Here is a 24,917-nt window from a genome sequence, read left to right as displayed (position 1 = left end):
ATAAACATTTATTTGCTTTCAACCTTTTCAAAATTAATTAGGCAATAAAAGCTGAACATTTCATCAAGCAAGAAACCCATGAAAATTTCTGATTACGCCGTAAAAAATTACCAGTTCACTCTGGTCATCTTTATAATGACAGTTGTATTGGGCATTTCCACACTGCTCAACATGCCCAGAGCCGAGGATCCCGAAATCAAAGCACCTCAATTCCCCATTGTGGTAGTGTATCCTGGAACATCGCCGCAGGATATGGAAGATCTGGTTGTGGATCCTATAGAGAAAAAAGTTTCAGAACTGGAAGATATCAAACGTATCAAGACCACCATCAATGATGGAGTCGCTGTGATCATGGTGGAATACAAATACGAAAGCGATGTCAATGAAAAGTACCAGGAAATTGTTCGTGAAGTAAACAGTATGCGCTCGGAACTTCCGCAAGATATTTTAAGTATTGATATTAAAAAAATCTCTCCTACCGATGTGAATGTGTTGCAACTGGCCTTGGTTTCAGAAAATGCTTCTCGTGAACAATTAAAAAAATATGCTGAAAATCTCCAGGATGATTTGGAAAAAATATTGCCACTCCAAAAAGTGGAGATTCACGGATTGCCGGAGGAAATTGTTCGTGTTGATCTGAATCTTGACAAGCTCTCTCAGATGCACATTCCTCTCATGGCAGTGATTGGCAGCATGCAAAGCGAGATTGCGAACATCCCGGGAGGAAGTATTATCGCCGGAAATAAAACATTCAATATCAAAACAAGCGGCAATTATAAATCTATTACGGAAATTGAAAATACCATTGTCTACAGTGCAGGTGGAAAAAATGTGAGCTTGAAAGATGTGGCAAGTGTGCATTATGATTACGAAGAATCCAAACATATTACCCGACTGAACGGACATCGTTGCGTGTTGGTGAACGCGGCTCAGAAACCAGGCTATAATATTTCACAAACACAAAAATTGTATTTGCCTGTCATCGCGAAATTCAAAACCACCCTGCCTGCAAACATAACCCTCGAAGATCATTTCGACCAGGCGGAAAATGTAAACAAACGTCTGGGCGGATTGGGTTTTGATTTCCTCATCGCGATTTTGCTGGTGAGTATAACCTTATTACCATTGGGAGGAAGAGCCGCGACAGTAGTGATGATCTCCATTCCCTTGTCACTTGCAATTGGACTTGTGATGCTGAATGCGATGGGATACAACATGAACCAATTAAGTATTGTCGGACTGGTGGTCGCGCTTGGATTGCTTGTGGATGACAGTATCGTTGTTGTTGAAAACATTGAACGCTGGCTACGGGAAGGTTATTCAAGAATCGATGCCACACTCAAAGCAACGAAACAAATTGGGCTGGCAGTTGTCGGCTGTACCGCGACTCTCGTGATCGCATTTCTTCCTCTTGTTTTTCTTCCGGAAGGATCAGGAGATTTTATCAGAAGTTTGCCAATGGCGGTGATTTCCTGCGTACTGGCTTCGATGCTAGTTTCGCTGACAATAATTCCATTTTTATCGAGCCGGATTTTGAAACAACACGAAGGACACAGTTCCGGAAACCTTTTCCTGAGAGCATTACAAAGTGGTATCCACAAAATTTACGGACCCTTCCTTGACCGTGCTTTGAAACATCCTGTGAAGACCATCTTGATCGCGCTTGTCATTTTCGTCGGATCATTGCAACTGATGCCGGTGATTGGTTTCAGTTTATTTCCCGCATCGGAGAAACCACAATTCATGGTGAACATCATCACTCCGCTACAATCCAATATTTACAAAACGGATAGTGTCGCACGATATGTCGAAGGTGAATTGCAGAAACATTCGGAAATACAATATTACACTACCAATGTAGGCAAAGGAAATCCACGGATTTACTACAATGTGATTCCAGAAAATGAACGCGGCGATTTCGCACAGTTGTTTATACAATTGGATCCGAACACAAGTCCGACGAAGAAACTGGAACTTATCGAAAAGCTCAGAGGTACTTTTAGTGCTTATGCCGGCGCAAAAATTGAAGTCAAGAATTTAGAACAAGGGCCTCCGGTTGTCGCGCCTGTGGAAGTTCGTCTCGAAGGAGAGAACCTGGATTCCCTCCGCTTCATCGCACAACGTATTGAAAGCATGCTCAAGAACACAGCCGGGACCATGTATGTGAACAATCCTGTCATTAATCTAAAGAGTGATATCAAAGTTGATATTGACAAAGAAAAAGCAAATAGTCTCGGCGTTCCGATTGTCAGTATCGATCGTCTGGTCAGGTTGGCAGTAGCCGGGATGAGTGTCGGAAATTTTTCAGATGACAACAGTAACGACTATGACATTGTAATCACCGCCCCAAAGGGAGAAAGAGCAACTCTTGACATATTTAACAATTTGTATGTAAACAATCAGCAGGGTCTGGCTGTTCCTCTTTCACAGGTTGCGAAATTAAAACTTGAGAGTTCACCTTTAACCATTAATCATTACAACAAAATCAGGACGGTATCTGTCAGCGCGTTTGTTCAAAAAGAGTTTCTTGCTGATAATGTAATCAATGATGTGATCAAACAAATGGATCAGACAAAATTACCCGAAGGTTATTCCTACAAGATGGGAGGAGAATACGAAAGCCGACAAGAATCCTTTGGAGGGTTTGGTACCGTCATTATCATTACAGTGTTCTTATTTATTGCAATATTAATTTTAGAATTCAAGACATTTAAGAGCACTTTGATCGTCTTATCAGTAATACCTCTTGGAATGGTTGGAGCTCTGCTGGCTTTGTGGATTACAGGAAACTCGTTGTCCTTCGTAGCGATTATCGGTTTGATCGCGCTTGCAGGAATTGAGGTAAAGAATTCCATTCTGCTTGTTGATTTTACCAATCAATTACGAAAAGAAGGGAAGTCACTTGAAGACGCGATCCGTGAAGCCGGAGAAATCCGTTTCCTCCCGATCATTCTTACTTCGCTGACAGCCATCGGAGGTTTGATGCCGATAGCAGTTTCCACCAATCCTTTGATTTCGCCACTGGCGATTGTCATCATTGGAGGATTGATCAGTTCGACTTTATTGTCGCGTATTGTGACACCTGTCGTTTATAAATTATTGCCTCCTAAAATTGAAACGGAACAAACCACTGTATAAGTATGATCAAAATTTTTGGTAAAAACCCTAACGGAACTTTAAAGAGTAAGATTGAACGGAGTGCCAATTACAGGGAAGGTGAATTTAAAAATCTTTCCGTGACTAGAATGCTTGCGGAAGAAGCTACATTCATGAAAATGGCTTCGGAATTTTTTAATGCCGACAAGCACCGTGTGCCTGCAAAGGAAATACCCACTGTAAAAACGGATTTAAATTCCTTTTCTCCGGATGAAACCAGCATTACCTGGTTTGGGCATTCCTCCTATTTCATATCAATACATGGAAAAAAAATCCTGGTAGATCCGGTGTTTTCAAAATCAGCTTCACCTGTTCCATTTGTCATCCGCGCTTTCCCGGGAACTTCGGTTTATAATGCGGATGATTTCAATGAGATTGATGTTTTGTTACTCACCCACGATCATTACGATCATCTGGACTATCGTACACTTTTGAAATTAAAAGGAAAAGTAAAATCTGTGATTTGTTCACTTGGTGTTGCATCTCATTTGCATTACTGGGGATATGATTCCTCCACGATCACCGAGCTCGACTGGTGGGAAAGCACACAAATTGATACGAGCATGAAAATCACAGCCACTCCGGCCCGACATTTTTCTGGTCGAAGTCTGAAGCGTGCGCAGACGCTGTGGTCCTCCTTTGTACTTGAAAGTCGTGACAAAAGATTATTTCTAGGTGGAGACTCCGGGTATGGAGAGCATTTCAAAGAAATTGGTGAAGCCTTCAAAACCTTTGACATCGCAATTCTGGAATGCGGACAATACAACGTAAAATGGCCATTGATTCACATGATGCCGGAGCAAACAGTTCAGGCACATCTCGATTTGAATGCTGATGTTTTGTTCCCTGTTCACTGGGGAAAATTCGCGCTCGCCTACCACCCCTGGACCGAACCGATCGAACGTCTGAGCGTACACGCAAATAAACTTGGAGTGAATTACACAACGCCGATGATTGGGGAGAGGATTGAGATTGGTGGGAAAGTTCCTCGTACAGAGTGGTGGGTGTGAGAGTGGGTGTGAGTGTGGGTGTGGGTGTGGGTGTGAGTGTGGGTGTGAGTGTGGGTGTGAGTGTGGGTGTGGGTGTGAGTGTGAGTGTGAGTGTGAGTGTGATGTGTACAAAAGAAACTAGGGCTTGAAACATCGTTCTCCCTTATCCCTTTTAACTTCCTTAATATATGCGGTTGTATTGGAATTTTGTTCTTGCCATTTTTGTTTGAAAAATGGCATTTGATTTTGAAAAGCTGGAAGTATATAAGAAAGTTAAAGAATACAATTCCTGCATGAGAAAAGAATTTCTTTTTCAAGATAGCATTGACAAGATTTCTAAGGATCAATTAAGAAGAGCATCCTTGAGTGTTCTTTTAAATATTGCAGAAGGAACCAGTCGGTTCAGCAATGCTTCCAAGAGAAATTTTTTTGTGATTGCAAGAAGCTCTTTATTTGAAACTGTAGCACTTCTCGATTACCTTCATTTGGTCAGTTATGGGAGAAAACCACGGCTCCTGTTCCCAACAATAAAAAAACAACGGTTACCCTTTTCTGACTATTACTTTAAACGGCAAGAGAAAAGGACTGTCTTTGAACAAAATCGTTGATGAGAAATTTCAGGATTAAACTGCTGCTCTTTCGAGAGTATACTTATTCGTTGATCACAAATTTTGCGAGCCGGTAATTGTTGCCATCCAACAACCGCATGAAATAAATACCCGGCCTCAGGGCACTAATTTGAATTTCTCTCCTGCTGCCAGAAATATCCTTTACTTCGAATTGGCCCATTATTTTCCCGGCAAGATCAATAATTTCAGCCCTGGTTTCACTCGCAAAACCGGATTCAACAGAAATGTATAATTTATCCTTTGCCGGGTTCGGGAAGATGGAAAACCCCATTGAATTCTGAAGAGGATAAGAAATGCTCTGAATGACAGAATTCGTATCCAAATAATAAAAATCCGATAAGGTCAGAGGATAATGTCCGTCCGGAACACCTGCTCCACCAACATAGATGGTATCTCTTATACTAAAACACATTCCGTTTAATCTACCCGGAAGTTCCGGCAATGTATCCCATTGGTCAAGTAATGGATTGTACTCATAAAAATCTCTTAAAACGGCAACTACATTGGTTAAGGCAATATCCCCCATTCCAATATATCCTCTGGACAAAGAAGATATTCCAACCGCATTCTCTCTTGATTGCCCTGGAACATTTGCTTTGGGAGTCCAGATGTCAGCCACCGGATCATACTCATAAAATGCATTTGTGGACCATGAGATATTATCGTCCCATCCTGTACCTAGATAACCCTTGTTGCCTATAGAAAAGGAAGCGGTACCATCCAAATCGAATGGCGCAACATTTCGTGAAGACCAGGTATCTGTGAGTGTATTATAGGCCCACACAGTATCCATTCCCGTCCCATAATAATTCATAAAAAAGGCATCCGTACCAATGCAAAATAAAAAGATCCTGTCTTGCGGAAAATTCGCTTTGGGTGTCCAAATCCCAGTCTGTGTGTTGTACTCCTGAAATATGCCGTTATGTAAACCGTAACCACTGGATCCCGTTGAAAAAATCCAACTGGTTTGAGAAGTATCCACCTGCCAACTTTGATTGATCGGATTATAAACCTTCCCACCAACATAAGCTTTGCCCTCCAGTTCTATTCCCTTTCCACTAAGTCCGGCAAACTCCCTGGTATCAAATTTTATTGACCAGGAATCACTCAAAGGATCATACTGTTGAAAAACGATTTTATTCGGTCTGTAATCCCCGAAACGATTAGAGGAGACATACAACAAAAAGCCTTGATTAATACCAGAAAACCCATTTGCAAAATCCGATAATGTGTCCTGAACATTAGATTTTTGATTCCACTGATTCGCAGCAGGGTCGAATTCCCAGAATGAATATTTGTCATGTACATACCCATTTGCTCCAATAGGGAAGGAGATTATTGGATAATCCCAGTTCTGGGGAAAGGAGGATTTTGGTGTCCATGAATCAGAGAGACTATTGTATTCCCAAAAATCAGTCAATACACCTAAAGAACCATTTCCTAAACCAAAATACCCATTGCTTCCAATTGAGAAGGCAACTGCACTAAAACGTGCGCTTCCTGCAAAATTGTTTTTCTGTGTCCAGATATTAGTTAAGGGATTATATTGCCAACATTCTGCAAGTGGATTCACTATTTGATCCAGACCACCCACTATGTAACCCATTCCGGAAATCGAAAATGCAGATGCGGCCGTTCTTGGACCACCGGGGAAATTGGCCTTTTGCGTCCAGACATTATTTAGCGAGTCATAAGCCCAGAGATCGTTGTAGTTAGTGGTAAGGTCATTCCCAAGGCCAACAAATAAATCGCTATTAAGTATAAATCCAACTGCATTCGCTCTTGGAATGGGGAAGTCTGCAATGCGGGACCATGAATCAGAAGTCGCATTGTAAGTGTGAAACGACTTGAAATAGATTTGGCTTGAAGCTGACAATTGATCAGCCCGACAACCTGTCCCAACATAACAGTTGTTTCCACTCGAAACGCTTACTCCTGAAGTGTAAGGGACATGAATCTGGCTGGCTGGTTGCGGAAGTCCAAGTCCGTTTAACTCCCGCCATGTTTGGGCACTTAGGTTGTTTGACAGAAAAAGTAAGCAAACCAAAACTCGAATATGGGTATTTGACAGGAAAGAAAAATACTGTTTCATAGGTGTCAATTTAAAAATAACTGTGTTAATCAATACAGACCATATTCGAAGGTAATAAAAAAAGAAGCGGCTGTAACCAATCTTTGGCCAACCGCTTCTTTGTTATGGGTTTTTATTGAATAACAATTTTTCTAACATCGATTGCTATCCCTTGTGCATTCAGGAGATAGATGAGGTAGACCCCATTGCCGGTCCAGGTATTCAAATCGATGTAAAACGACTGCTGACTGATCGGAGTGCTGTAAACAGTCTGACCAAGCATGTTGTCAATTCGTATTGCATAACCATTCATAGTTCCGAAATTACTTCCGCAATCAATAGTGACATGATCATTCGATGGATTTGGGTAAACCTTAATCGAATTTTGATATGTTACCGGATTGAAGCCTGTGAGGTTGGCATTGATGATAAGGGTATCTGTGACGGTGATCGTTTGGAAGCAGAGACCTGCATTATAGAGCTGGGACACTTCTTGGGGAGAAAGAGCTCGGTTCCACATGCCAATATCATCGAGTTTTCCAAAGAAGTAAAAACTTGGCACACCATTGCTGACCCAATATCCCTTTCCAAATAATAACGAAAGAGAATTAGTCCCAATTTCAGAATTTGGATCAATATAGCTTTGAGATACCTTTATTCCATCTGAATATGCAAAGAGTGAATCATTTTGTTTGTCAACCACAAATACAATGTGTTTCCAGATGTTAAGATTAATTTGAGGCGTGTCAATTGTAGTAAACGCCCATGGAGAAGCGTTTCCGTTCTTGAAACGCTCAGAAAGAATCCCATTCCAATTTTCGTTAAAAATAACCTCAAACCCTTCATTTGAATTACCACTTGGATCACTAGCTAAATTTTGGTTTGTCTTGCTGAATACCGCCATATCGCTACCAATAGGATTAGGTCTACTTGGCAGGTTAATCCAAAATGAAATTGACTGCTGACTGTTCCCGAATTGAAGCGTAGGATCGTCAAGCACTTCAATAAAATTGCTTACACCATCAAATGAATATGCACTGGCTGGTTCATTAAATCTATCGGTAGTTAGCGCTGCGCCATTTACAATTCCATCATTCCCGTTTCCACTCTCGTCATTTGCATTTCCACAGAATGGCCACCATCCAACAAGGCCCTGAGTAAGATTTAATGGAAGCGATGCGCTTGCACATGGTGTAGAGAGGCTTTCATTGAAAAGATTGGAAACTTCTTGCTGTGTTAATGCACGGTTCCAAATGCCGACATCATCCAATACTCCGTTGAATGGATCAGCATTTACATTAACCCAATTTGCTTTACCGAAAAGCATAGGTACTGTGTTGGCTCCGATTGTCGCTGTGCCAGTGCTGCTTATAATTAGGCTTCCGTCAAGATAAGCTGTGCCGGTTCCACTTTCGAAAACCAGAACGACATGATGAAATACATTATAATTGCTCGTGTTTGAAGGCACATTTGCACCGCCAAAATTGCCGGAACCGCTACTCACCAAGAGTCCTAAAACGTTTTGGCCAGATTGAGCGACGTTGAGGCCAGATTGACTTGTACCACTGCCAGATTGTTTACTTATTAGAATATCGCTAAAGCCTCCGGTGGGAAAACTCTCAACTTTAACCCAAAAAGAAAGACTAATTTGATTGGTCGAGAAATCCAGAGATGTACTATGTGGAACTTCAATGTACTGACCATTCCCATCAAAATGGTAAGCGCTGTTTGCATTGCCCAAATGATCTAAAGTTAACGTTGCGCCATTAACACTGCCATTATTATTAGAACCGCTGACATCATTTGCATTGCCATCAAAGGGATAATAGGCAACTAGCCCATTTGTTGGGACATAGGAGGGTAATTGTGCATAGGAACTAAGACTAATAATGAAGCACAATAGTAAGTAGACATTTTTCATGCGATTTAGTTTTAGAGACTGTTTGAAATGAATAATATTATAGTTAAAAATATTTTGAGCTTGAGCATGATATTCAATTATTTAATCTGTTTTTGATGACTAGACCTGCTCTCTTGTATGCAGTCATTCCCAACTAAATGATTCCAACAAGAGGGAATGTTGTGATCCATACAAAAAATTTGAAAAATTAAGAACGATCCGTAAATATGAATTGAGTCATTTCTGGATTTGCTCTCTTTTGTCCATTTATAAAAGTTTCAAGTGGAAAGGTAACCGGTCGGAAAAAATAAATCTTGCGTACCCCGCTACAAATTCTAGCGTATAATTCGAATCGATTTAAAAAAGTTATATATGCTTCAAAAATTGAACAGCACTTTCCCTATAAGGATTGTTAGCCGATGCAGCAATTTCTTTAAAAATATCTTTTGCAGAAGCCTTTTGGCCATTTAGAAAATAAGCTGTAGCGAGCCGATATTCTGAATCGACATGAAAACTTGAACTTGCATTCGACAAACATTCCTGAAAGTATCGAATTGCCTCAGATGGTTTGTTTAAGGATAGTAACAATACTCCGCTATAATACTGAAGTGTATCATTCCCGCTATTTTCCAGATAAAGTTGATTCAGCAACTGAAATGAAGATTCAAAATTCTCCAATTTGTAAAAATTCATCGCCTGGCCAAGTTTCAGACTCCCATCAGCGCCCATGAGTACGGGCAATCCAGGGTCTTGAATATAATTTTCCGAAAAAACTGCCTTTGGATTGAAATATGAATAATATACAGCGATTGAAGAAGCGAGGAGAAAAAGTATGAGACTGGCAGCAATCGCATAACGGTTAGTGAACCATTTAGATTTGGAAATGTGAATAATTCCGGATGAATTACCAGAATCCAATTCCCGATCAATTTCAAGAAGTTTAGTTCTGATGATTGGTTCATTCCTATCTCGGATTCTGGTCACGAAAGCGTTATACATTTCGAATTCTTCCCTGAATGAAGGATCATTTTCCAGCAATTGTTTTACACGCAGATTTTCCTCTTGCGAAAGCAAGCCTTCTACAAAAGCTTCGATCAATTCAATATTTTCGGTTTCTTCTTTCACTTTATAAAATCAATAGAAGTGCAAGTATATCCACTTTATTATACTGACGAGAAAGTGCAATGAGCTTTTTCATCACTTCGTACTTTTTCTTTTTTGCGACATCAGCGTTTTTATACCCAAGTTCAACAGCAATAGTAGCCATGTCTTTCCCTTCCAGGTAGTACAACTCAATTACCCTTCTGCTTTTATCGTCCAGAAATGCTAGACAACGGTTGACAAGTTCCTTGTTCCGTCTTTCCTGTTCAGATTCCTCACCTGAAGAATCAGTCCTATCTATTTCATTAATCAATTCAGGCGATGAGAAAGTAACCGTTTTGTTCTTGTATTTTATTAAGTTAAGAAGTTGATATTTCCCGATAGCCCATAAATAAGTCTTAAGGTCGCTGGTTAGTACTTGCAACTTACCGGAAGCAGAATTTTGATAAAATCTGATAATTGTTTCCTGAAAAACATCTCTTGCCTCTTCCTCTGTACAAGAATAATTGTGAACGGCCCAGTGTATGAATTCATTCCGGTAATTCCGGTAAATGTCATACAAGGGCTGAAAATTGCCGCTTTTATCTCATTAAGAATGTCCAATTGATCAAATTCCTATTTACAAATATAGAATATCCGGTGAACTGCAAGAAAATTAATTCAAAACGGTTACATCTGATTTTTACGGATGATTAAGAGTAGATATTAACCTTATCGTAACAAATTATATAAGAATAGGAATCAACTAGAAGTTGCCCATTAAGATAAATATCCTCGTTCTGCAAATAAACTTTTATTTCATTTAAAATTAACAAAAAAAACTATAGTTTTTCGTCCCATGAACACAAAGGGTGTACATCGCAGGTACACCCTTTTCTATTTCTTCCGATAATAAATAAATAAGAGAAGCAAAAGGAATAGCCCCGTTGATACAATTATTGTCATCCGGTTTTTACCATCAAGATGTATTGGGCTGTGATCGCCAGTTAATATAATTCCACTCCAATAAAATGGACTGGCTTCACGGGAACTTTTACATTTTTGAAGATATCTCAACTGAGCAGTACGTAGCGCTTCATCTTTTTCCAAATCATCGCTTATCCCTGAATAAAAATTGGAAAGAAGCTCTGAAGTTGCTTTGTCGTCAACACTCCAAATCGTGGAAATTGCACTTTTACAACCAGCGGTTAAAAATGCCCGTGCAAAGGAGAGGGTTCCTTCACCGTATTCATAAGTTCCGGAACTGGTATTGCAAGCGGCAAGGATAGACAGATCCGCCTTCATTGGGAGGAAATAAATTGAGTCAAGAGGGAGGCTATTCGAAAGAGCGGTCGCTTCACTGAAGTACAAACGAGGCCTTGCAGTTGTATCCGCATGCGTAGCCAGATGAATGAAAGAGTAATTGCCAGCATTCCTTATGAAATTGGTAATTGTCGCCTCACTTTTTTGAAACAAATCGCATTCATATTTATTTGCAACGTTTGTCAGCAAGTCAGAAGAAAATGGCAACAAGGGTCTATTTTCGAATGATGGTGCAAAACCCAATATTCGACCATTTCCAGAACTTCCATGGTGCGTTTCGTTAATAAAATCAGTACCGGATAATTCATATGAAACAGATACCTCGTTAATTAGATAGGGAAGTGAACGAAAATCCATTGACCGGTTTTTTGAATCTGAGATTAACGCTCCAAAAGGTATATAAGTCAGGTAGCCATCCGGTACAATAATTAGGCGACTGAAATGTTGTGAATATTGAGAGGTAACAGGTTTCAGAAATTTATTATACAGTGTATATGCAGTAGTGCAATAACCGACCGGATCATTGCCGACCATTGATTGCTTCAAATAGCGGAGAAGACTATCACCTCCAATAGAATCAAGATGAGTTGCTACAACTTTATCCTTTGTGATACCAATAGCGGTGTGCTCACCATGAAACTCGATAAATAAAGTATTTTTATCAGGAAGGGCTGATTGAATTTCATCAATCGTGGCAATTTGTAAGTATTGTTTTCCTTTTGCCTGACTCCGGCTTGTAGCAATAATTTTCCTCGTAAGGATTTTTTGGACCATTCAGAAAGCAAAAACAAATCGGAATAATAAGACGAATTCTTTTCAACTATGTAAAGTCTCCAGGCCGTATAGTTAAGCTCTGAAAATAACGGTCCATTATAAATTAACATCAATCGATTCGGGAAAGGAGAGCTGAAATCACGAATAATCTGTTGCCAAAGTAGAATTCGTAGTTTTTCTGTTTCATAAATTTGATGTAGCACTGAAGTAGCACTGTCCTTTACATACTTTGCTTGAAGACAACCTGCCTTTTCATGTAGCAAAGTCATCAGATCATACTTATAAGCGCATTTCCTAATGGTGAATTCATTCAGTTTTTCTGCATTGGTCCCTGAGGGCAATATTATCTCTATTGCAGAATTAATAAAGTTCAGCGCCTGTTTGATACTGTCTGTTTGATAAGCATACTGGTAGAGTAAAGATGTAACAAAGTAAACGGTACTTAGATCAGGATGTGAAGTACCTGCAACATTTCTGATCATAGCCTCGGATTTTACATAATACTCCTTTGCTCTTATGAAGTATAAATCCCTTAATCTTGATTTATTGAAAGGTCTTTGAGTGTAATCCAAGGTTCCTATTTGGTCTGTATAGGTATTCCCGATACTCCGATAGAGTCCAGCTTCTTTTAAGCTTTTAAACCCGTAAGTTTTTCGGACTTTATTGACTGCTATCTGGTAGATCTTACGAGCCTCTACCCTGGCATTGTCGGATTCTTCAAGAGTATGTCCTTTATAAATTTTATATGCATAGGCATATGTAGAAATAACTTTGACCTCATCGATCAGAAAAGTTTGTTCCTGATGTTCCTGGCAGATGGAAAAGGCTTTTTGTGCTAAGAAAAAAGCGGAATCCATTGTGATTTTAAAATTAAAATAACTGGCCATTTGAGTCATAGAATAGGCGGTGCGTACATCGTCGTGTCCGTATAACTTTAAACGTATATGATAAGCTCGTTCGAAATAGTTTCTGGCAGCCTCTGCATCTGAAAAGGACATAAAATAATCTCCAATAAGATCAACACAAACACAATACAGCTCATTCATTTTACCCCAATGGGAAGTAATGAATGCGTCATTATTCTTGAGAATAGTACTGGCTTCATCATTTCTGCTAATCAGGAGAAGAATCTCAGAAGCTCTGTTTTGGGCAACAGCATAGGAGCTATCCTGATGTTCGGAAGAAAAACGTTCTGCTGCATTCTGAAATTCTCTTAATGCTTTGTCATACTCTGAATGAGTTCGGGAAAATTCACCGGATTGGAAGTATTCATTGCCGGATCGGGGTTTCTCTGGCACCAGACCGTAGCTGAAGAGAGGAAGAAGGGTCAAAAAGCAAAACGTTATTCTAAACCTCATTGAATAATTGTAAATATGCTACAAGATCGTAAAGAGATTTTATAATTGGTTGCGAGGTATGGGGACTAGCGATAATAATTGTCAAGAGTCGTACATCCTGGCAATTTCAAATAGTTCTTATCTATCTGTGGAACAATTTCCCTTATTAAAATAATTTCATTGACTTTCAACAGTTTCCAATATTTGTCCAATCGAAGAAAATAAGCAAGAAAAAACGCCTGTAAGCAACTGAAATACAGTTTCAAACAGGCGTTTCCACAGTACCCGGGAAGGGAATACTAGCAACTTCTTTGGCTTGCATCACATTACACTTTTCTACTATGAATGCTGACTTCTAAGAGGGTAAAACAGGATACCCCAAAAGCAACCAAAAGCAAAGAAGTGCAAAAAATGTTTAAGTAAATGTTTAAGTAAAGCCTCCGCCCCTATCTTTGTAGTGCAATTAAAAGCGCTGCCAAATGAATACCACCTTCAATTTCTGGGTAAACAACCGCCCTAATTCCCGGGGTGCTTATGACATTTATATCCGGATTACTCAGGAACGCAAACACAAGCTTATTAAGACCGGAATTTCAGTACCGGAACGATCAGCATTCAACCCAAAAGCGAAACAGGATAACTGGATCAGGGGGCGGGGCGAAAGCACCAAAAAACTGAATGATACACTAGCCTATCAACTGAATACGCTGAAGGGTGAAAATGAAGCCCTAAAAAAACGGATAAAAAACCCAAGTAAAGAAAGCATCATTCAACAGTACCGGGGTGAAGCCTCCCAAGATTTCATTGTTTATCTGAATCGAATCATTCAGCGCTTTGAATTAGCGGGATCAATCAGAACAGCGAAAAGATACCGTTCCCTTAAAAACAAATTGGTAGAGTATGAAAATGATTCAATTCCCTTTGACTCCATTACAGTCACGTTCCTGAAAGATTTTGAAGGCTATCTTTCAGACCTCCACCAAAACAGCCGATATGAACATTTTAAAAATATGAAGGCTGCATTCAATCAAGCCATTTTGGAGGACATCATTCCAAGCATACAGAACCCCTTCTTAAAATTTAAGGTAAAACAAGTACCAACCAATAAACAAAAGCTATCAGTAGAGGAAATTGACCGGATCAATTCATTAGCATTAGAACCGGGTTCATCCTTGAGTCATACCCGCAATTGCTTCATGTTTTCGTTTTATTGCGGAGGCATCCGAGCGGGCGACATCATTACCATGAGATGGAGAAATGTTAGTGAAGGCAGTCTTTCTTATGTTATGGCTAAGAATACAAACAGCAAACTAACTACCCGAACAGTCCCCTTGATTCCGGAAGCTAAAGCAATTTTGCGCCAATACAAAAGCAAAGATTCCAAGCCTGAAGATTTCATTTTCGGAGAACTGAAAAACGAAATTTCAAAACTGATTAGCGATGAAAAGAAACTAAAATCAGGATTTGAGAAAACGATATACAATCAAATTGCCTCCCGGAATACAATCTTCAATAAGAACTTAAAAAAGATTGCAAAACTGGCAGACATCACTAAGCCTCTTACTTTCCATATAGCCCGCCATTCTTTTGCTCAATTCGCAATGAATAAGGATATGTCCCCAAAGATGCTGCAAACTATTTTAGGTCATGAAAAATTTGCTACAACCGAAGCATATATAAGCACTTTACAGGATAAGAAAATTGAAGATGCAATGCTAAATCTGTTCGCATGAAAAAAATATTTCCAATAATAAACAAGGGCTTTTTTGTCAAACACTTAAACGAAATACTAATTTATAAAGAAAATGCCTTTTATAGCCCTTCGTTAACCTTTGAAAAATACCTTACAGCCTATTGCAAAGCACCTGATTTTCCAGAGGAAATAAATAACATGAAGTCTTTTTGTAAACAGTATAACCTCCCGGAAAATACTGTCAATGACTTTGCATTAATGCACATGTTATTTTACGACTCAGCCAATGATAGACACTTCTATGAACCCGAGTTTCTGAATGAAGCAAACGAAATAAAAACTTGGTTTAAATTGGGAACACTATTAAAGAATCATTCAATATCTAAGAGGAAGAATACAAAAAATGAACATTCTTTACAATCAATGACATTCAACTTCCAAAATCTAGATCCAATAATTGTATCAACCAATTCAATCCCGGGTGAAACATTTAAAGAACTAACAGCTTTTTTTTCATCATTTGAATACCAAGCTAATCTTAATATTCCAAAAAACCGCATAACCGCAGACCTAAGAACTTTTTCATGGGCGCTACTTAACTACTTGAATGATTATACTCAATACAAGACTCCAAAAGGAAAACTTGTCACCAGAGAACAATGTAGATTTATATATGATTTTTTAGATATGGCATCTTGTTTACAACATAGGCCAGAGGAAGACATGGATAAGGCCGAATATATTCGTAGACAAATCGAAGAAAGTATAAAGGGCTCAAGGTCAGTGAAAAAATAAGCCTCAAAATTTTCGATTCCTTTTTTTCAATAATAGTTTTCAATACGGTTCACTTTTGTCCTGCATTTAAGAGCAAGATAAAATGAACTCAACATCAATTGAAATAGTTCCAAGTGAGGAACTTCTTACTATCAAGCGAGACATTTCAAGACTAATTGAGTTAGCTGAAAAGCGACCAGAACAGCTATTTCAATTACGTTGGATCGAATCAAAAAAAGTACCTCCGCTTTTAGGAATCAGCAACCGGACATGGCAATCATGGAGGGACAAGCGTATAATTCCCTTCAGTCAATTTGGTGCTAAAATTTATGTGAAGCTTGACGACCTGAACGCCTTACTTGAAGCACACAGGATTGAAAATTCAAAAACGGTTTGAAGATGGAATTGAATACAGAAATGTTCAAAACCCTTGCCGGGAAGAATGGAAAGGAAGAGCCAAAAAAACCAAAGCTTTCAGATTTCGATGATCTACAAATCACTGACAGTACACCTATTCCCGTACCTGTTCCGATTATTACAATTAGCGGGGAAATAATAAGTCCAGAAGGAACTATCACAACTATAAGCGGAGCAAGTAAGAGCGGAAAAAGTGCATTTACAGGAATACTGTTGGCAGGTGCAATAAGTCCGGATGGAAATATTGATGGATTGGAAGGTGTTGTTGTGCAACCTAATGTTGATAGAAAAGCTGTCCTTCATTTTGATACTGAACAGCCACGGTACAAACATCAAAAGAACTTAAAGTCAATTTTAAAACGATGTTCATTGCAAGTTTGCCCGGAGTATTTTCATTCATACAATATTCGTGGGCTTGATTTGGATCAATATTCAACAACTACTTCCGACATCTGCAAAGCTGCATTTCTCGAACATGGAGGTATTCACTTGATTGTGATTGATGGTGGTGCAGATTATATCAGTGATGTAAACGATCCTATGCAGTCGAATCAAATAATTAAATTCTTTGAAGAATTGGCAACATGCTATCATACAGCTGTTGTAATAATTATACACACAAACCCAGGGAGTGACAAAGAACGTGGACATCTCGGAAGCCACTTTCAGAGGAAAAGCGACAGTGTAATTAAAATAAAAACGGAAGGCGACATTTCCTATCTGGATTCTGGTACAGCATTACTACGAAATGCAGGCAGGGGAAATATTAATCAAATCCAATTCATGTATGATAAAGAGAAAGGGTATCATGTTGGTTGTGGGATAAAGTCATTAGATCAGGCGACAAAGGATGCTGAACGTATTGAATTGATAAAAAAAGTTTCTTTAAAAGTCTTTGCCGGGCAAACATCACTAAAGTATGCTGAAGCTATTGAGGCAATCATGAGAGAATCAAAAAAAGGTGAAACCAAAGCAAAGGAGTACTTTAAGGAAATGAGAGTGCAACAAATGATAATAAAAGGCGAAGATGAATATTGGCGAATAAATCTTACAGACCAGAAAAAGGATGAACAGGTATAGCGGGATGAACTGGTATAGTTATACCATCCTGAACCAGTATAGTGGTATAGCCCCTCTATACACAACTATACCACTATACCAGTCATGCCATGAATAACAACAGCATTTTGAACGTGGAGGTATCCTGTTACCGGAACTATCACAGTCCCGAGAATCCCAGACCTGTGAACTTGCTCAATTGGCTACAATCCGATAAGTATGCAGATCAGGTGAAATTGATCAGACAGACAGACGACAAAGCAGACCGGGATCGGTTAAAAGCCAGACTGCCTGCAATTACAAGCGGAGGTACTTTCACTTATAGGGAAACCACCGGACTAACTAAGTTCTCAGGATTTATGCAAGTTGATATAGACCTGAAGGAAAACGAGCAAATCACAAATTTCGATCAACTGAAAACCTTTATTTCATTGCTGCCTTATGTAGCTTATTGCGGGCTTTCTGTTTCTGCCAAAGGTTTTTGGCTACTAATTCCGGTTAAGGATGAAAAAGCGTACAAGGATCATTTCAGGGCTTTACGAAAGGATTGGAAGGACATTGCAGGAATTACAGTAGATAGTTCACGTTCCGACATTGCAGGGCTTAGAGGCTATTCCTACGATCCTGAAGCCTACTTCAATCATGATGCTATATATTATAGAAAGACTTTAAAAGAGCTAGTAAGAAAGTCAGTTTTCAAATGCTTTGCCGGGGGATCAAAAGACCTGTATCAAAAAGCGATGCAGCATACTTTAGAAAAGGGTATTTCATTTGTTGAGGGTACAAGACATGACTTTATTTTTCACCTATGCTGTTCCCTGAATACCTATGGAATCAGTCAGACCGATGCAGAAACATGGATACACCAAAACCTTATACCATTAACGGAGATTCATTCCAATTGTATAACTGATCCGTACAAGCGTTATGCAAGAGATTTTGGGAAAGTTACTCTGAAAGATTCCGGTTTCATGTCCCCTAATCCTCCGCAGAAAATTAAAAGCATCATTTCGCCTAATGTTGAGGCGACAAGATGCAGTGCAGAACTACATGAAGCAATTCCGAAGGACAGAGGCAAAGCGGAGGCAAATGAGATTAATCAAGACCCGGACTTGTCAGAACTGGAAACATTCTTTGCCGGGATCACATTACCCACAACCCCGCTGAAGCTGAACCAATGCAGCGAAATTAAGGATGTCCCCGGCTTTATTAGGAGTCATTTAACAACACTTAAAAGCAATCCGGGCAAACTTACTTATTTACCATACTTCAACAGATTACAGGAATTAAAACAACACCTAAGAAGAAAATGAAAACTGAAGCACCAAAGAAGGGTTTACAAAAGTTGACAGAATTGGAGGTAAAGATAAATTCAATTTTTGCGCTCCAACAAATTACACAGAACGACATAAATGCAATTAAGGATAAGACTGAGATTGACCTTTTTAATAAGCGTTTTACTGAAAGATTAAATTCACTCAAAGACGAAGAGAGGGATAATTTTTTAAAAAAGTTCGATTTAATTTTACCCCAACAGACAAAAAACGAATTATGGGAATACAACCACAGAAGAATCACAAAGGCAATTGCTGACATGATGCAGGAATTCAATCGTATGCCCACAAGAGCAGAAATAGCTGAAAGTTCCCAACTAAGCAGACAGACAATCTATAAGCACCTCAAAGAGTATAAAACCAATCCTATGTATTTAGAGGAGTTGGAACAGTTTCGTTTTATGACATCAAAAGTCCTCGCTAAAGTTTTTAAGTTTGCTGTAAACGGTGATACAAGCGCAGCAAAACTTTACTTCAATGTTATGGGCTGTTTGAATGGGCAAGCACAAGCAGGAACATTCATCCAAAACCAGAACAATTTTATTCAGATCAATGGAACAGTAATAAGTCAGGAAACGGTTAAACAACTTAATCCGGAACAATTGAGTACAATTGAAAATATATTGAAATCAACTTTGACACAACCTGAAAAATTAGTTACTTCATCAATCTAAAATCCCAAATCACAATGAAAAACCTCATACTCCTCCTTTTAGGTTTGAATGCTTTTTTTTCTCAAGCGCAAATTTCTACTATTCAAGTAAACAAATCTTCATCAGATGAGTTGACAAAGATGGAATATGATAGTTTGGAAGGTGAATTTCGGGGTGATAAAAAAAGTGATTTGGGGCAGCTGATTGGACAGGAACTCTATTTAAAACCAAAATCAAGTTCTTTTGATATTCAGATGGGCTACAAGGGCTTTATCAAAGATTATAAAATTAACCAGTATGAAAAAAGTAATGTGTATAGATGCTGTTCAACTTATGATGGATCAAGGGCTGATAAATACGATGGCATTGGAGATAAATACTATACAGTCTTAGCTGTCTACAAAATAATTTCAAGTTCAAATTTGGCAAATTATTTTTTAAAACTGAGCAGGAAGGATAATGGAGAAATTTGTTATTATAGCTATTCTTTCTCACTAACTTCTGATTTTATTGTTGTAGGTTATTATGAAAAACAAAAAGAACTTTTACGAGACAAGGAATTTGTAATGCGAAAACGAAGATTTGGAAAGTTCATTGATATAAACACTGGCAAAGAAGTTGCAATTAACCCCGGAAAAATTTATAAGTGCATCAATTTCGGAATTGATCCTGAAGAAAGTAATCCATCAATGGTATTAGAAGGAGAGAACAAAGAATTAATTCTATTGCCAATTTCATGGCTTAAATATAAAATGTACGCAATTGAAAAATCAGAGGCTTTGAATTATTCTTCCAGATTTGGAATACATATATGGGATCAAATTTTGCAGAATGAAGTTGAAATTGGTATGACCGAAGAAATGGTACTGTTAGCATGGGGAAACCCAAGTAAAATAAATCCAACCGAATTGAAGGATGTTAAATCCGAACAATGGGTATATGAACAAAGGGGTTATATTTATTTTAAGAATGGGATTGTTGACGCTATTCAGGAAAATTAAAAATCCGTTATTTCAATAATTTTAAAGATTTGATGGCTGATTGACTTAAATTGTTTAAGTAGTGTTTAAGTAAATCATTATTCAATAAACAACAAAACCACTGTAATACAATGCGTTACAGTGGTTTTATCGTTTCGATTTCGTACCCGGGAAGGGAATCGAACCCCCACGAGGTTGCCCTCGGCAGATTTTGAGTCTGCTGCGTCTACCAATTCCGCCACCCGGGCATTTAAGAGTTTTTATAAGTTATTTTGTTATTAGGTTCTTGAAAAGGCGTTTAGTGCTCTGCCCTAGATTAACTTAATAACACAATAACCAATAAACAGAATCACCGGTATTGTGACCCAGCCCTCTAAAAGCCAGGCTGCGAAAATAAGGAATTATTCAGTATGCAGACAAAAGATCGAATTTTAGCTAAAAATAAGGTGCTTTTCTGCTGAAAAAGAGGGTATTCGGCTTGCCTGTTACGGCCAATTTTCGTTTCTTTGCAGCCCCTGAAAATACGGGATTCAGACCTATGGAGCGCAACGTGAAACTGTTCTCGGGAACAGCCACCCATTATCTAGCTGAAAAAATTGCTTACGGCTATGGACTTCCCCTTGGTGAAGTGAATGTAGCACGTTTCAGTGACGGCGAATTCTCCCCTTCTTTCGATGAATCAGTGCGGGGTTGTGATGTGTTTATCATCCAGTCGACCTTCGCCCCTTCCGATAACCTGATGGAATTGCTGCTCCTCATCGATGCGGCAAAAAGAGCTTCTGCTCACTACATAACAGCTGTGATCCCGTACTTCGGCTTCGCCCGTTCTGACCGTAAAGACAAACCAAGAGTCGCGATCGCTTCCAAACTGGTTGCGAATCTGCTCAGTGCCGCAGGAGTCACGAGGGTCATTACCATGGATCTTCATGCTCCGCAAATCCAGGGATTCTTTGATATTCCGGTGGATCACCTTGAGCCTTCTTCGCTCTTCGTTCCATATATTGAATCACTTCAGTTGCCAAATCTGACCATCGCTGCTCCGGATATGGGTGGTGTAAACAGAGCCAGAGGTTACGCGAAGTATTTCAATGCGGAAATGGTTATTTGCGATAAGCACCGCAAGAAAGCGAATGAAATCGATACGATGACTGTGATCGGTGATGTGGAAGGTCGTGACATCATTCTTGTTGATGACATCTGCGATACAGCCGGAACACTGACCAAAGCGGCGGATATGCTCTTCGACAAAGGCGCAAGCAGTGTTCGTGCGTTTTGCACGCATCCTGTCCTGAGTGGAAAAGCGTATGAACGAATCAAGAATTCCAGACTCACGGAACTTGTGGTAACAGATACTATTCCTCTGAAAGAAGAATGTGATAAAATAAAAGTCATCTCAACCGCTGAGCTCTTCTCGAGAATTGTACGAAGAGTTTATGTGTATGAGTCGATTAGTCAGTTGTTCCTTGTTTAAGTGACGAGGGACGGGGACGAGGGACGAAAATAAGGCAAAAGGCAAAAGGCAAAAGGCAAAAGGCAAAACAAGGCAAAAGGCAAAAGGCAAAAAAATTAATACTCTATTACCTTAATAACTAAATAACATAATAACTTAATAACCCAATAACTTAATAACAAAAATGAAATCAATCGAAATTATCGGAACAAAGAGAGCAGCCCAGACTAAGCAGGAGACTAAAAACTGCGGGCAGAGGGTATGGTTCCGTGTGTACTGTACGGTGGAAAAGAACAATACCACTTCAGCACACCGGCCATGAACTTAAAAGGCCTGGTGTACACACCGGAAGTTTACACCGTTGATTTGAACATCGATGGAACACATCACAAAGCCATCCTGAAAGAAATTCAGTTTCATTCAGTATCGGACAAGATTCTCCACATCGATTTCATGGAAATGGCGGATGACAAAAAAGTTGTGATCGAGGTACCAGTAAAAGTAACTGGAACAGCTCCCGGCGTTCGTGCGGGTGGACAGCTCATCAACAAACTTCGTCGTCTGAAGATTTCCGCTTTACCGAAACACCTTCCCGATTTTGTGGAAGTGAAAATCGGCGGACTCGAAATCGGAGATTCTGTACGTGTTCGTGACATGAAACTCGATGGCGTTGAATTCCACGACAGTCCGGCTAACGTAATCACTGCCGTTCGTACAACACGTGCCGTGGTTGCTGAAACACCTGCTGCTGCTGCTACAACTGCTACTGCCGCTGCACCTGCCGCTGCCGGCGCTCCTGCAAAAGCTGCTCCGGAAAAGAAAAGTAATTTCTTTTTAGTATGAATTTAAAACCCCTTTCTTTATGGAGAGGGGTTTTTTGTTTAATGAGTGATAGGGGGACGGGGGACGGGGGACGGGGGACGAGGGACGGGGGACGGGGGACGGGGTATCTGGTACTGGATACATTAAAATCCATTCACACAAAATAATTATCTTTGATCATCTTCAATCTTTAAAAATCTCCACATGAAAAAGACTTTGTTAGTGAATTTCCTTTTTCTGATTCTCTCCTTTTCAGCTTATGCGCAACCAACTTTCAACGGCACTTATACCGGTGTAGTGAATGATGTGAATGCAATTATTCAGATTACAGAAAACGGAGATCAGATTTCCGGAATATACCAGGAGGGTGATCAGAAATTAAATTTGCGCGGAATATTTAGCAATAATGAAGCAAGCGGCGAGATGTCGGATCCGGCGAGTGGAACCGCTTTGTCGACATTTATTTCTTATTGAATGGAAATAATTTATCGGCACAATTCGCTGTGCTTGGTTTGGTTCCTGTTGAAGCTGTCTTTAACCGTACGAATTCCACACCCTCAACCACAAGTACAAATCAGAATACACCTGATAATTCAACCGCTTCCAAACCACCCGCAAGCTCCGAACTTGATCCTGCTCTTTTCGGTACCTGGATGATAGAAACCATCACCAATTCCGGCAGTGGATCGGATTACGCAGGTTTTACTTCTGTGCGTTATTATACATTCAATGAGGATGGAACCTATTCCGAAGAAACCGCCTCCGCCGGTGGCGGATCAGGTTGGTCTACTTCCTCAGGCCGAGAATTGCAGTCACAGGGTTGGTGGAAAATTAAAGATGGCCGGATACATTTGAAAAATCAACCCGATGGCTCTTTCAATCCAATGCTCAAACATTTTTTTCACGACGGGAATCTTGTTTTTAAAAAGGATGATGGGAAGTATTTAATTTATCATAAGTAGCGAGGGGTTGTGAGTGTAGATGGAGGTTTTGATTGTAGATTGGGATGTGAAGGGGTTAAAAATATTGGGACGGAGGGCGAGGGCAATATGATTATTTAAGCAAATTGGGTCTGCTTATTCACGAGAGAGAATATTACCAATTAACTAAAGATCTCTGCGAGATGACAACAGCTTGTTCTCTGTGAATGTCGTCCTTTTTCCGCCGAAAACATTTGGTAAAACGAAACAAAGCGTGTTCGGCGGGAAAGGACGACACAATGGTATACCCGGCTATCGTCATCTCGCAGAGATCCTTTAGGTTAATGTAACTAAATTGGTTTCTTAAATAACAATATTGGGACGAGGGACCACAATTCATATTTGGTACCTGGTACAATGTATCAGGCACTCATCCCCAATCAACAATCAGCAATCAACAATCAACAATCCAAAATCAGCAATCAAAAATCAACAATCCAAAATCCAAAATCCTATCTTTGCAGCATGAGTAAATTCCTGATTGCCGGACTGGGAAATATTGGTGAGGAGTATGCATTCACGCGGCACAACATTGGTTTTGAGGTTGCGGATGCATTGGCACTTGAGCTAAACAAAGTGGAAGGTTCCTCTGCTGCTAAACTTTTTCATACCGAAAGACTCGCCTCAGTTTATGAAGGTCGTTTTAAAGGGAAAACCCTTATGATGATCAAGCCAACAACCTATATGAATCTCAGCGGGAAGGCGGTAAATTACTGGATGCAGGCAGAGAAGATTCCTGTTTCAAATATTCTGGTGGTTACCGACGACCTCGCACTTCCTTTTGGTACACTTCGTTTAAAGAAAAAAGGCAGTGACGGAGGGCACAATGGTTTGAGTGACATCATTGAAACTTTAGGAACCAATGAATTTGCCCGTTTACGTTTCGGAATCGGAAGTGATTTCCCGAAAGGGAAACAAGTTGATTATGTATTACAACGCTGGAGTAAACAGGAAGAAGCACTTTTGAGTGAACGCATAGAAAAAGCAGTTCAAATTGTTAAAAGTTTTGTCAGCATTGGTATCGACCGGACTATGTCTGATTTTAACAATAAGTAAACAATCAATTCTTTCTTTGCACTCTAAAACGAGCAATTTAGCCTCGTGGGGAATTTGTTTTTTGCTGAAATTTGTTACCTTTACGCTGTATATTAAAAGAAAATTATATGAAAAGAATCTTTACACTCTGATTTTATCAGTTTTACACTCTTCGTTTTCACAAATCCTTGTGCAAACAGATTTTGCATCCTATAACGGCTTGTCTACAAGCGTTCCTCCGGGATGGTTTATCTATTGGAACGATACTGCCGCTACACATAAATCTTATTATACGGGCTCAACAACTTGTGGTATTGCTTGTCCTGCATACAAGTTCGGCTGAGGATTCTATTTATGATCACCCTGCTTTTGCGCATGCTGACGGCGTTCGTTTCTACATGAAAGGCAATGAACATTCCAGGCCAATCGATTCCAGGTTTATGGTGGTCCTGACACGACCA

The 24,917-nt window shown here is 39.6% G+C and carries 22 protein-coding genes, 1 tRNA gene and 1 pseudogene; 17 read left to right on the top strand and 7 right to left on the bottom strand.

Translation table 11 applies throughout. From position 1 onward, the window contains the following. The first annotated feature begins 78 nt into the window (after nucleotides 1-78). The 4 genes from IPP86_03040 (at nucleotide 79) to IPP86_03025 (ending at nucleotide 4,753) form a co-directional block, all read left to right on the top strand. Nucleotides 79-3,138 carry an efflux RND transporter permease subunit gene (locus IPP86_03040; GenBank protein MBL0137490.1) on the top strand — a complete coding sequence of 1,020 codons (3,060 nt, stop codon included), beginning with the start codon at nucleotides 79-81 and terminating at the stop codon, nucleotides 3,136-3,138. A gap of 2 nt (nucleotides 3,139-3,140) precedes the next feature. Next, entirely contained in the window at nucleotides 3,141-4,166 is a 1,026-nt protein-coding gene (locus tag IPP86_03035) for an MBL fold metallo-hydrolase (protein MBL0137489.1), read from the top strand. Continuing rightward, entirely contained in the window at nucleotides 4,157-4,294 is a 138-nt protein-coding gene (locus IPP86_03030; protein ID MBL0137488.1) for a hypothetical protein, read from the top strand. Before IPP86_03035 ends, IPP86_03030 begins: the two co-directional genes overlap by 10 nt. 84 nt (nucleotides 4,295-4,378) lie before the next feature. After that, a complete protein-coding gene (locus IPP86_03025; protein MBL0137487.1) occupies nucleotides 4,379-4,753 on the top strand; it encodes a four helix bundle protein in 375 nt (124 codons plus the stop codon). A 43-nt stretch (nucleotides 4,754-4,796) separates the two neighbouring features. Here the strand turns inward: IPP86_03025 and IPP86_03020 are convergent, their stop codons facing one another. From IPP86_03020 to IPP86_02995, 6 genes are all read right to left on the bottom strand, one after another. Continuing rightward, nucleotides 4,797-6,866, bottom strand: coding sequence for a T9SS type A sorting domain-containing protein (locus IPP86_03020; protein MBL0137486.1), 2,070 nt, complete (start codon nucleotides 6,864-6,866; stop codon nucleotides 4,797-4,799). A gap of 112 nt (nucleotides 6,867-6,978) precedes the next feature. Then, entirely contained in the window at nucleotides 6,979-8,766 is a 1,788-nt protein-coding gene (locus tag IPP86_03015; GenBank protein MBL0137485.1) for a T9SS type A sorting domain-containing protein, read from the bottom strand. 345 nt (nucleotides 8,767-9,111) lie between these two features. Continuing rightward, nucleotides 9,112-9,870 carry a tetratricopeptide repeat protein gene (locus IPP86_03010; protein ID MBL0137484.1) on the bottom strand — a complete coding sequence of 253 codons (759 nt, stop codon included), beginning with the start codon at nucleotides 9,868-9,870 and terminating at the stop codon, nucleotides 9,112-9,114. 1 nt (nucleotide 9,871) lies between these two features. Beyond that, nucleotides 9,872-10,408, bottom strand: a complete 537-nt coding sequence (locus tag IPP86_03005; protein ID MBL0137483.1) for a sigma-70 family RNA polymerase sigma factor — start codon at nucleotides 10,406-10,408, stop codon at nucleotides 9,872-9,874. 314 nt (nucleotides 10,409-10,722) lie between these two features. Further along, the gene (locus IPP86_03000; GenBank protein ID MBL0137482.1) at nucleotides 10,723-11,682 is read right to left on the bottom strand and encodes a CHAT domain-containing protein; all 960 of its coding nucleotides are present in this window, start codon (nucleotides 11,680-11,682) and stop codon (nucleotides 10,723-10,725) included. Nucleotides 11,683-11,738: 56 nt separating this feature from the next. After that, nucleotides 11,739-13,220: a hypothetical protein gene (locus IPP86_02995; protein ID MBL0137481.1), complete on the bottom strand. Its 1,482-nt coding sequence runs from the start codon at nucleotides 13,218-13,220 to the stop codon at nucleotides 11,739-11,741. A 518-nt stretch (nucleotides 13,221-13,738) separates the two neighbouring features. On the opposite strand from IPP86_02995, the gene IPP86_02990 reads away from it, so the two are divergent. From IPP86_02990 to IPP86_02960, 7 genes are all read left to right on the top strand, one after another. Beyond that, nucleotides 13,739-14,992 (top strand): site-specific integrase, encoded by a 1,254-nt coding sequence (locus tag IPP86_02990; GenBank protein MBL0137480.1) that lies wholly within the window; start codon nucleotides 13,739-13,741, stop codon nucleotides 14,990-14,992. Then, nucleotides 14,989-15,747: a hypothetical protein gene (locus IPP86_02985; GenBank protein ID MBL0137479.1), complete on the top strand. Its 759-nt coding sequence runs from the start codon at nucleotides 14,989-14,991 to the stop codon at nucleotides 15,745-15,747. The genes IPP86_02990 and IPP86_02985 overlap by 4 nt, the downstream gene beginning before the upstream one ends. 82 nt (nucleotides 15,748-15,829) lie before the next feature. Beyond that, nucleotides 15,830-16,123, top strand: coding sequence for a helix-turn-helix domain-containing protein (locus tag IPP86_02980; GenBank protein ID MBL0137478.1), 294 nt, complete (start codon nucleotides 15,830-15,832; stop codon nucleotides 16,121-16,123). 2 nt (nucleotides 16,124-16,125) lie between these two features. Next, nucleotides 16,126-17,223: an AAA family ATPase gene (locus tag IPP86_02975; GenBank protein MBL0137477.1), complete on the top strand. Its 1,098-nt coding sequence runs from the start codon at nucleotides 16,126-16,128 to the stop codon at nucleotides 17,221-17,223. Between the two features lie 164 nt (nucleotides 17,224-17,387). Next, nucleotides 17,388-18,515, top strand: a complete 1,128-nt coding sequence (locus tag IPP86_02970; GenBank protein MBL0137476.1) for a hypothetical protein — start codon at nucleotides 17,388-17,390, stop codon at nucleotides 18,513-18,515. Then, nucleotides 18,512-19,210, top strand: a complete 699-nt coding sequence (locus IPP86_02965) for a hypothetical protein (protein ID MBL0137475.1) — start codon at nucleotides 18,512-18,514, stop codon at nucleotides 19,208-19,210. The genes IPP86_02970 and IPP86_02965 overlap by 4 nt, the downstream gene beginning before the upstream one ends. A gap of 14 nt (nucleotides 19,211-19,224) precedes the next feature. Continuing rightward, nucleotides 19,225-20,190, top strand: coding sequence for a hypothetical protein (locus tag IPP86_02960; protein MBL0137474.1), 966 nt, complete (start codon nucleotides 19,225-19,227; stop codon nucleotides 20,188-20,190). Nucleotides 20,191-20,333: 143 nt separating this feature from the next. Here IPP86_02960 and IPP86_02955 read toward each other — a convergent pair. After that, nucleotides 20,334-20,417: transfer RNA gene (locus IPP86_02955), tRNA-Leu, on the bottom strand. Between the two features lie 290 nt (nucleotides 20,418-20,707). Between IPP86_02955 and IPP86_02950 the strand changes: the two genes are divergently transcribed. From IPP86_02950 to IPP86_02925, 6 genes and pseudogenes are all read left to right on the top strand, one after another. Continuing rightward, nucleotides 20,708-21,640 carry a ribose-phosphate pyrophosphokinase gene (locus IPP86_02950; GenBank protein MBL0137473.1) on the top strand — a complete coding sequence of 311 codons (933 nt, stop codon included), beginning with the start codon at nucleotides 20,708-20,710 and terminating at the stop codon, nucleotides 21,638-21,640. A gap of 163 nt (nucleotides 21,641-21,803) precedes the next feature. Beyond that, nucleotides 21,804-22,462, top strand: a pseudogene (locus tag IPP86_02945) (50S ribosomal protein L25/general stress protein Ctc). A gap of 183 nt (nucleotides 22,463-22,645) precedes the next feature. Next, nucleotides 22,646-22,915, top strand: a complete 270-nt coding sequence (locus IPP86_02940; protein MBL0137472.1) for a hypothetical protein — start codon at nucleotides 22,646-22,648, stop codon at nucleotides 22,913-22,915. After that, nucleotides 22,912-23,403 carry a lipocalin family protein gene (locus IPP86_02935; GenBank protein ID MBL0137471.1) on the top strand — a complete coding sequence of 164 codons (492 nt, stop codon included), beginning with the start codon at nucleotides 22,912-22,914 and terminating at the stop codon, nucleotides 23,401-23,403. Before IPP86_02940 ends, IPP86_02935 begins: the two co-directional genes overlap by 4 nt. 483 nt (nucleotides 23,404-23,886) lie before the next feature. Further along, nucleotides 23,887-24,477, top strand: a complete 591-nt coding sequence (locus tag IPP86_02930; protein ID MBL0137470.1) for an aminoacyl-tRNA hydrolase — start codon at nucleotides 23,887-23,889, stop codon at nucleotides 24,475-24,477. A 169-nt stretch (nucleotides 24,478-24,646) separates the two neighbouring features. Continuing rightward, nucleotides 24,647-24,799, top strand: coding sequence for a hypothetical protein (locus tag IPP86_02925; GenBank protein ID MBL0137469.1), 153 nt, complete (start codon nucleotides 24,647-24,649; stop codon nucleotides 24,797-24,799). The last annotated feature ends 118 nt before the right edge of the window (nucleotides 24,800-24,917 follow it).

The sequence above is a fragment of the Bacteroidota bacterium genome, assembly GCA_016720935.1.
Taxonomy (GTDB): domain Bacteria; phylum Bacteroidota; class Bacteroidia; order AKYH767-A; family 2013-40CM-41-45; genus JADKJP01.
This window is presented reverse-complemented; position numbering and strand designations above follow the sequence as displayed.

What these genes read in the sequence shown, in the direction of transcription:
- IPP86_02990 (MBL0137480.1), top strand. Translation starts at nt 13,739, where the DNA reads ATGAATACCACCTTCAATTTCTGGGTAAACAACCGCCCTAATTCCCGG.
- IPP86_03020 (MBL0137486.1), bottom strand. Translation starts at nt 6,866, where the DNA reads ATGAAACAGTATTTTTCTTTCCTGTCAAATACCCATATTCGAGTTTTG.
- IPP86_03025 (MBL0137487.1), top strand. Translation starts at nt 4,379, where the DNA reads ATGGCATTTGATTTTGAAAAGCTGGAAGTATATAAGAAAGTTAAAGAA.
- IPP86_02985 (MBL0137479.1), top strand. Translation starts at nt 14,989, where the DNA reads ATGAAAAAAATATTTCCAATAATAAACAAGGGCTTTTTTGTCAAACAC.
- IPP86_03040 (MBL0137490.1), top strand. Translation starts at nt 79, where the DNA reads ATGAAAATTTCTGATTACGCCGTAAAAAATTACCAGTTCACTCTGGTC.
- IPP86_02940 (MBL0137472.1), top strand. Translation starts at nt 22,646, where the DNA reads ATGAAAAAGACTTTGTTAGTGAATTTCCTTTTTCTGATTCTCTCCTTT.
- IPP86_02980 (MBL0137478.1), top strand. Translation starts at nt 15,830, where the DNA reads ATGAACTCAACATCAATTGAAATAGTTCCAAGTGAGGAACTTCTTACT.
- IPP86_02950 (MBL0137473.1), top strand. Translation starts at nt 20,708, where the DNA reads ATGGAGCGCAACGTGAAACTGTTCTCGGGAACAGCCACCCATTATCTA.
- IPP86_02965 (MBL0137475.1), top strand. Translation starts at nt 18,512, where the DNA reads ATGAAAACTGAAGCACCAAAGAAGGGTTTACAAAAGTTGACAGAATTG.
- IPP86_03000 (MBL0137482.1), bottom strand. Translation starts at nt 11,682, where the DNA reads ATGGTCGGCAATGATCCGGTCGGTTATTGCACTACTGCATATACACTG.
- IPP86_03015 (MBL0137485.1), bottom strand. Translation starts at nt 8,766, where the DNA reads ATGAAAAATGTCTACTTACTATTGTGCTTCATTATTAGTCTTAGTTCC.
- IPP86_03035 (MBL0137489.1), top strand. Translation starts at nt 3,141, where the DNA reads ATGATCAAAATTTTTGGTAAAAACCCTAACGGAACTTTAAAGAGTAAG.
- IPP86_02975 (MBL0137477.1), top strand. Translation starts at nt 16,126, where the DNA reads ATGGAATTGAATACAGAAATGTTCAAAACCCTTGCCGGGAAGAATGGA.
- IPP86_02930 (MBL0137470.1), top strand. Translation starts at nt 23,887, where the DNA reads ATGAGTAAATTCCTGATTGCCGGACTGGGAAATATTGGTGAGGAGTAT.
- IPP86_02960 (MBL0137474.1), top strand. Translation starts at nt 19,225, where the DNA reads ATGAAAAACCTCATACTCCTCCTTTTAGGTTTGAATGCTTTTTTTTCT.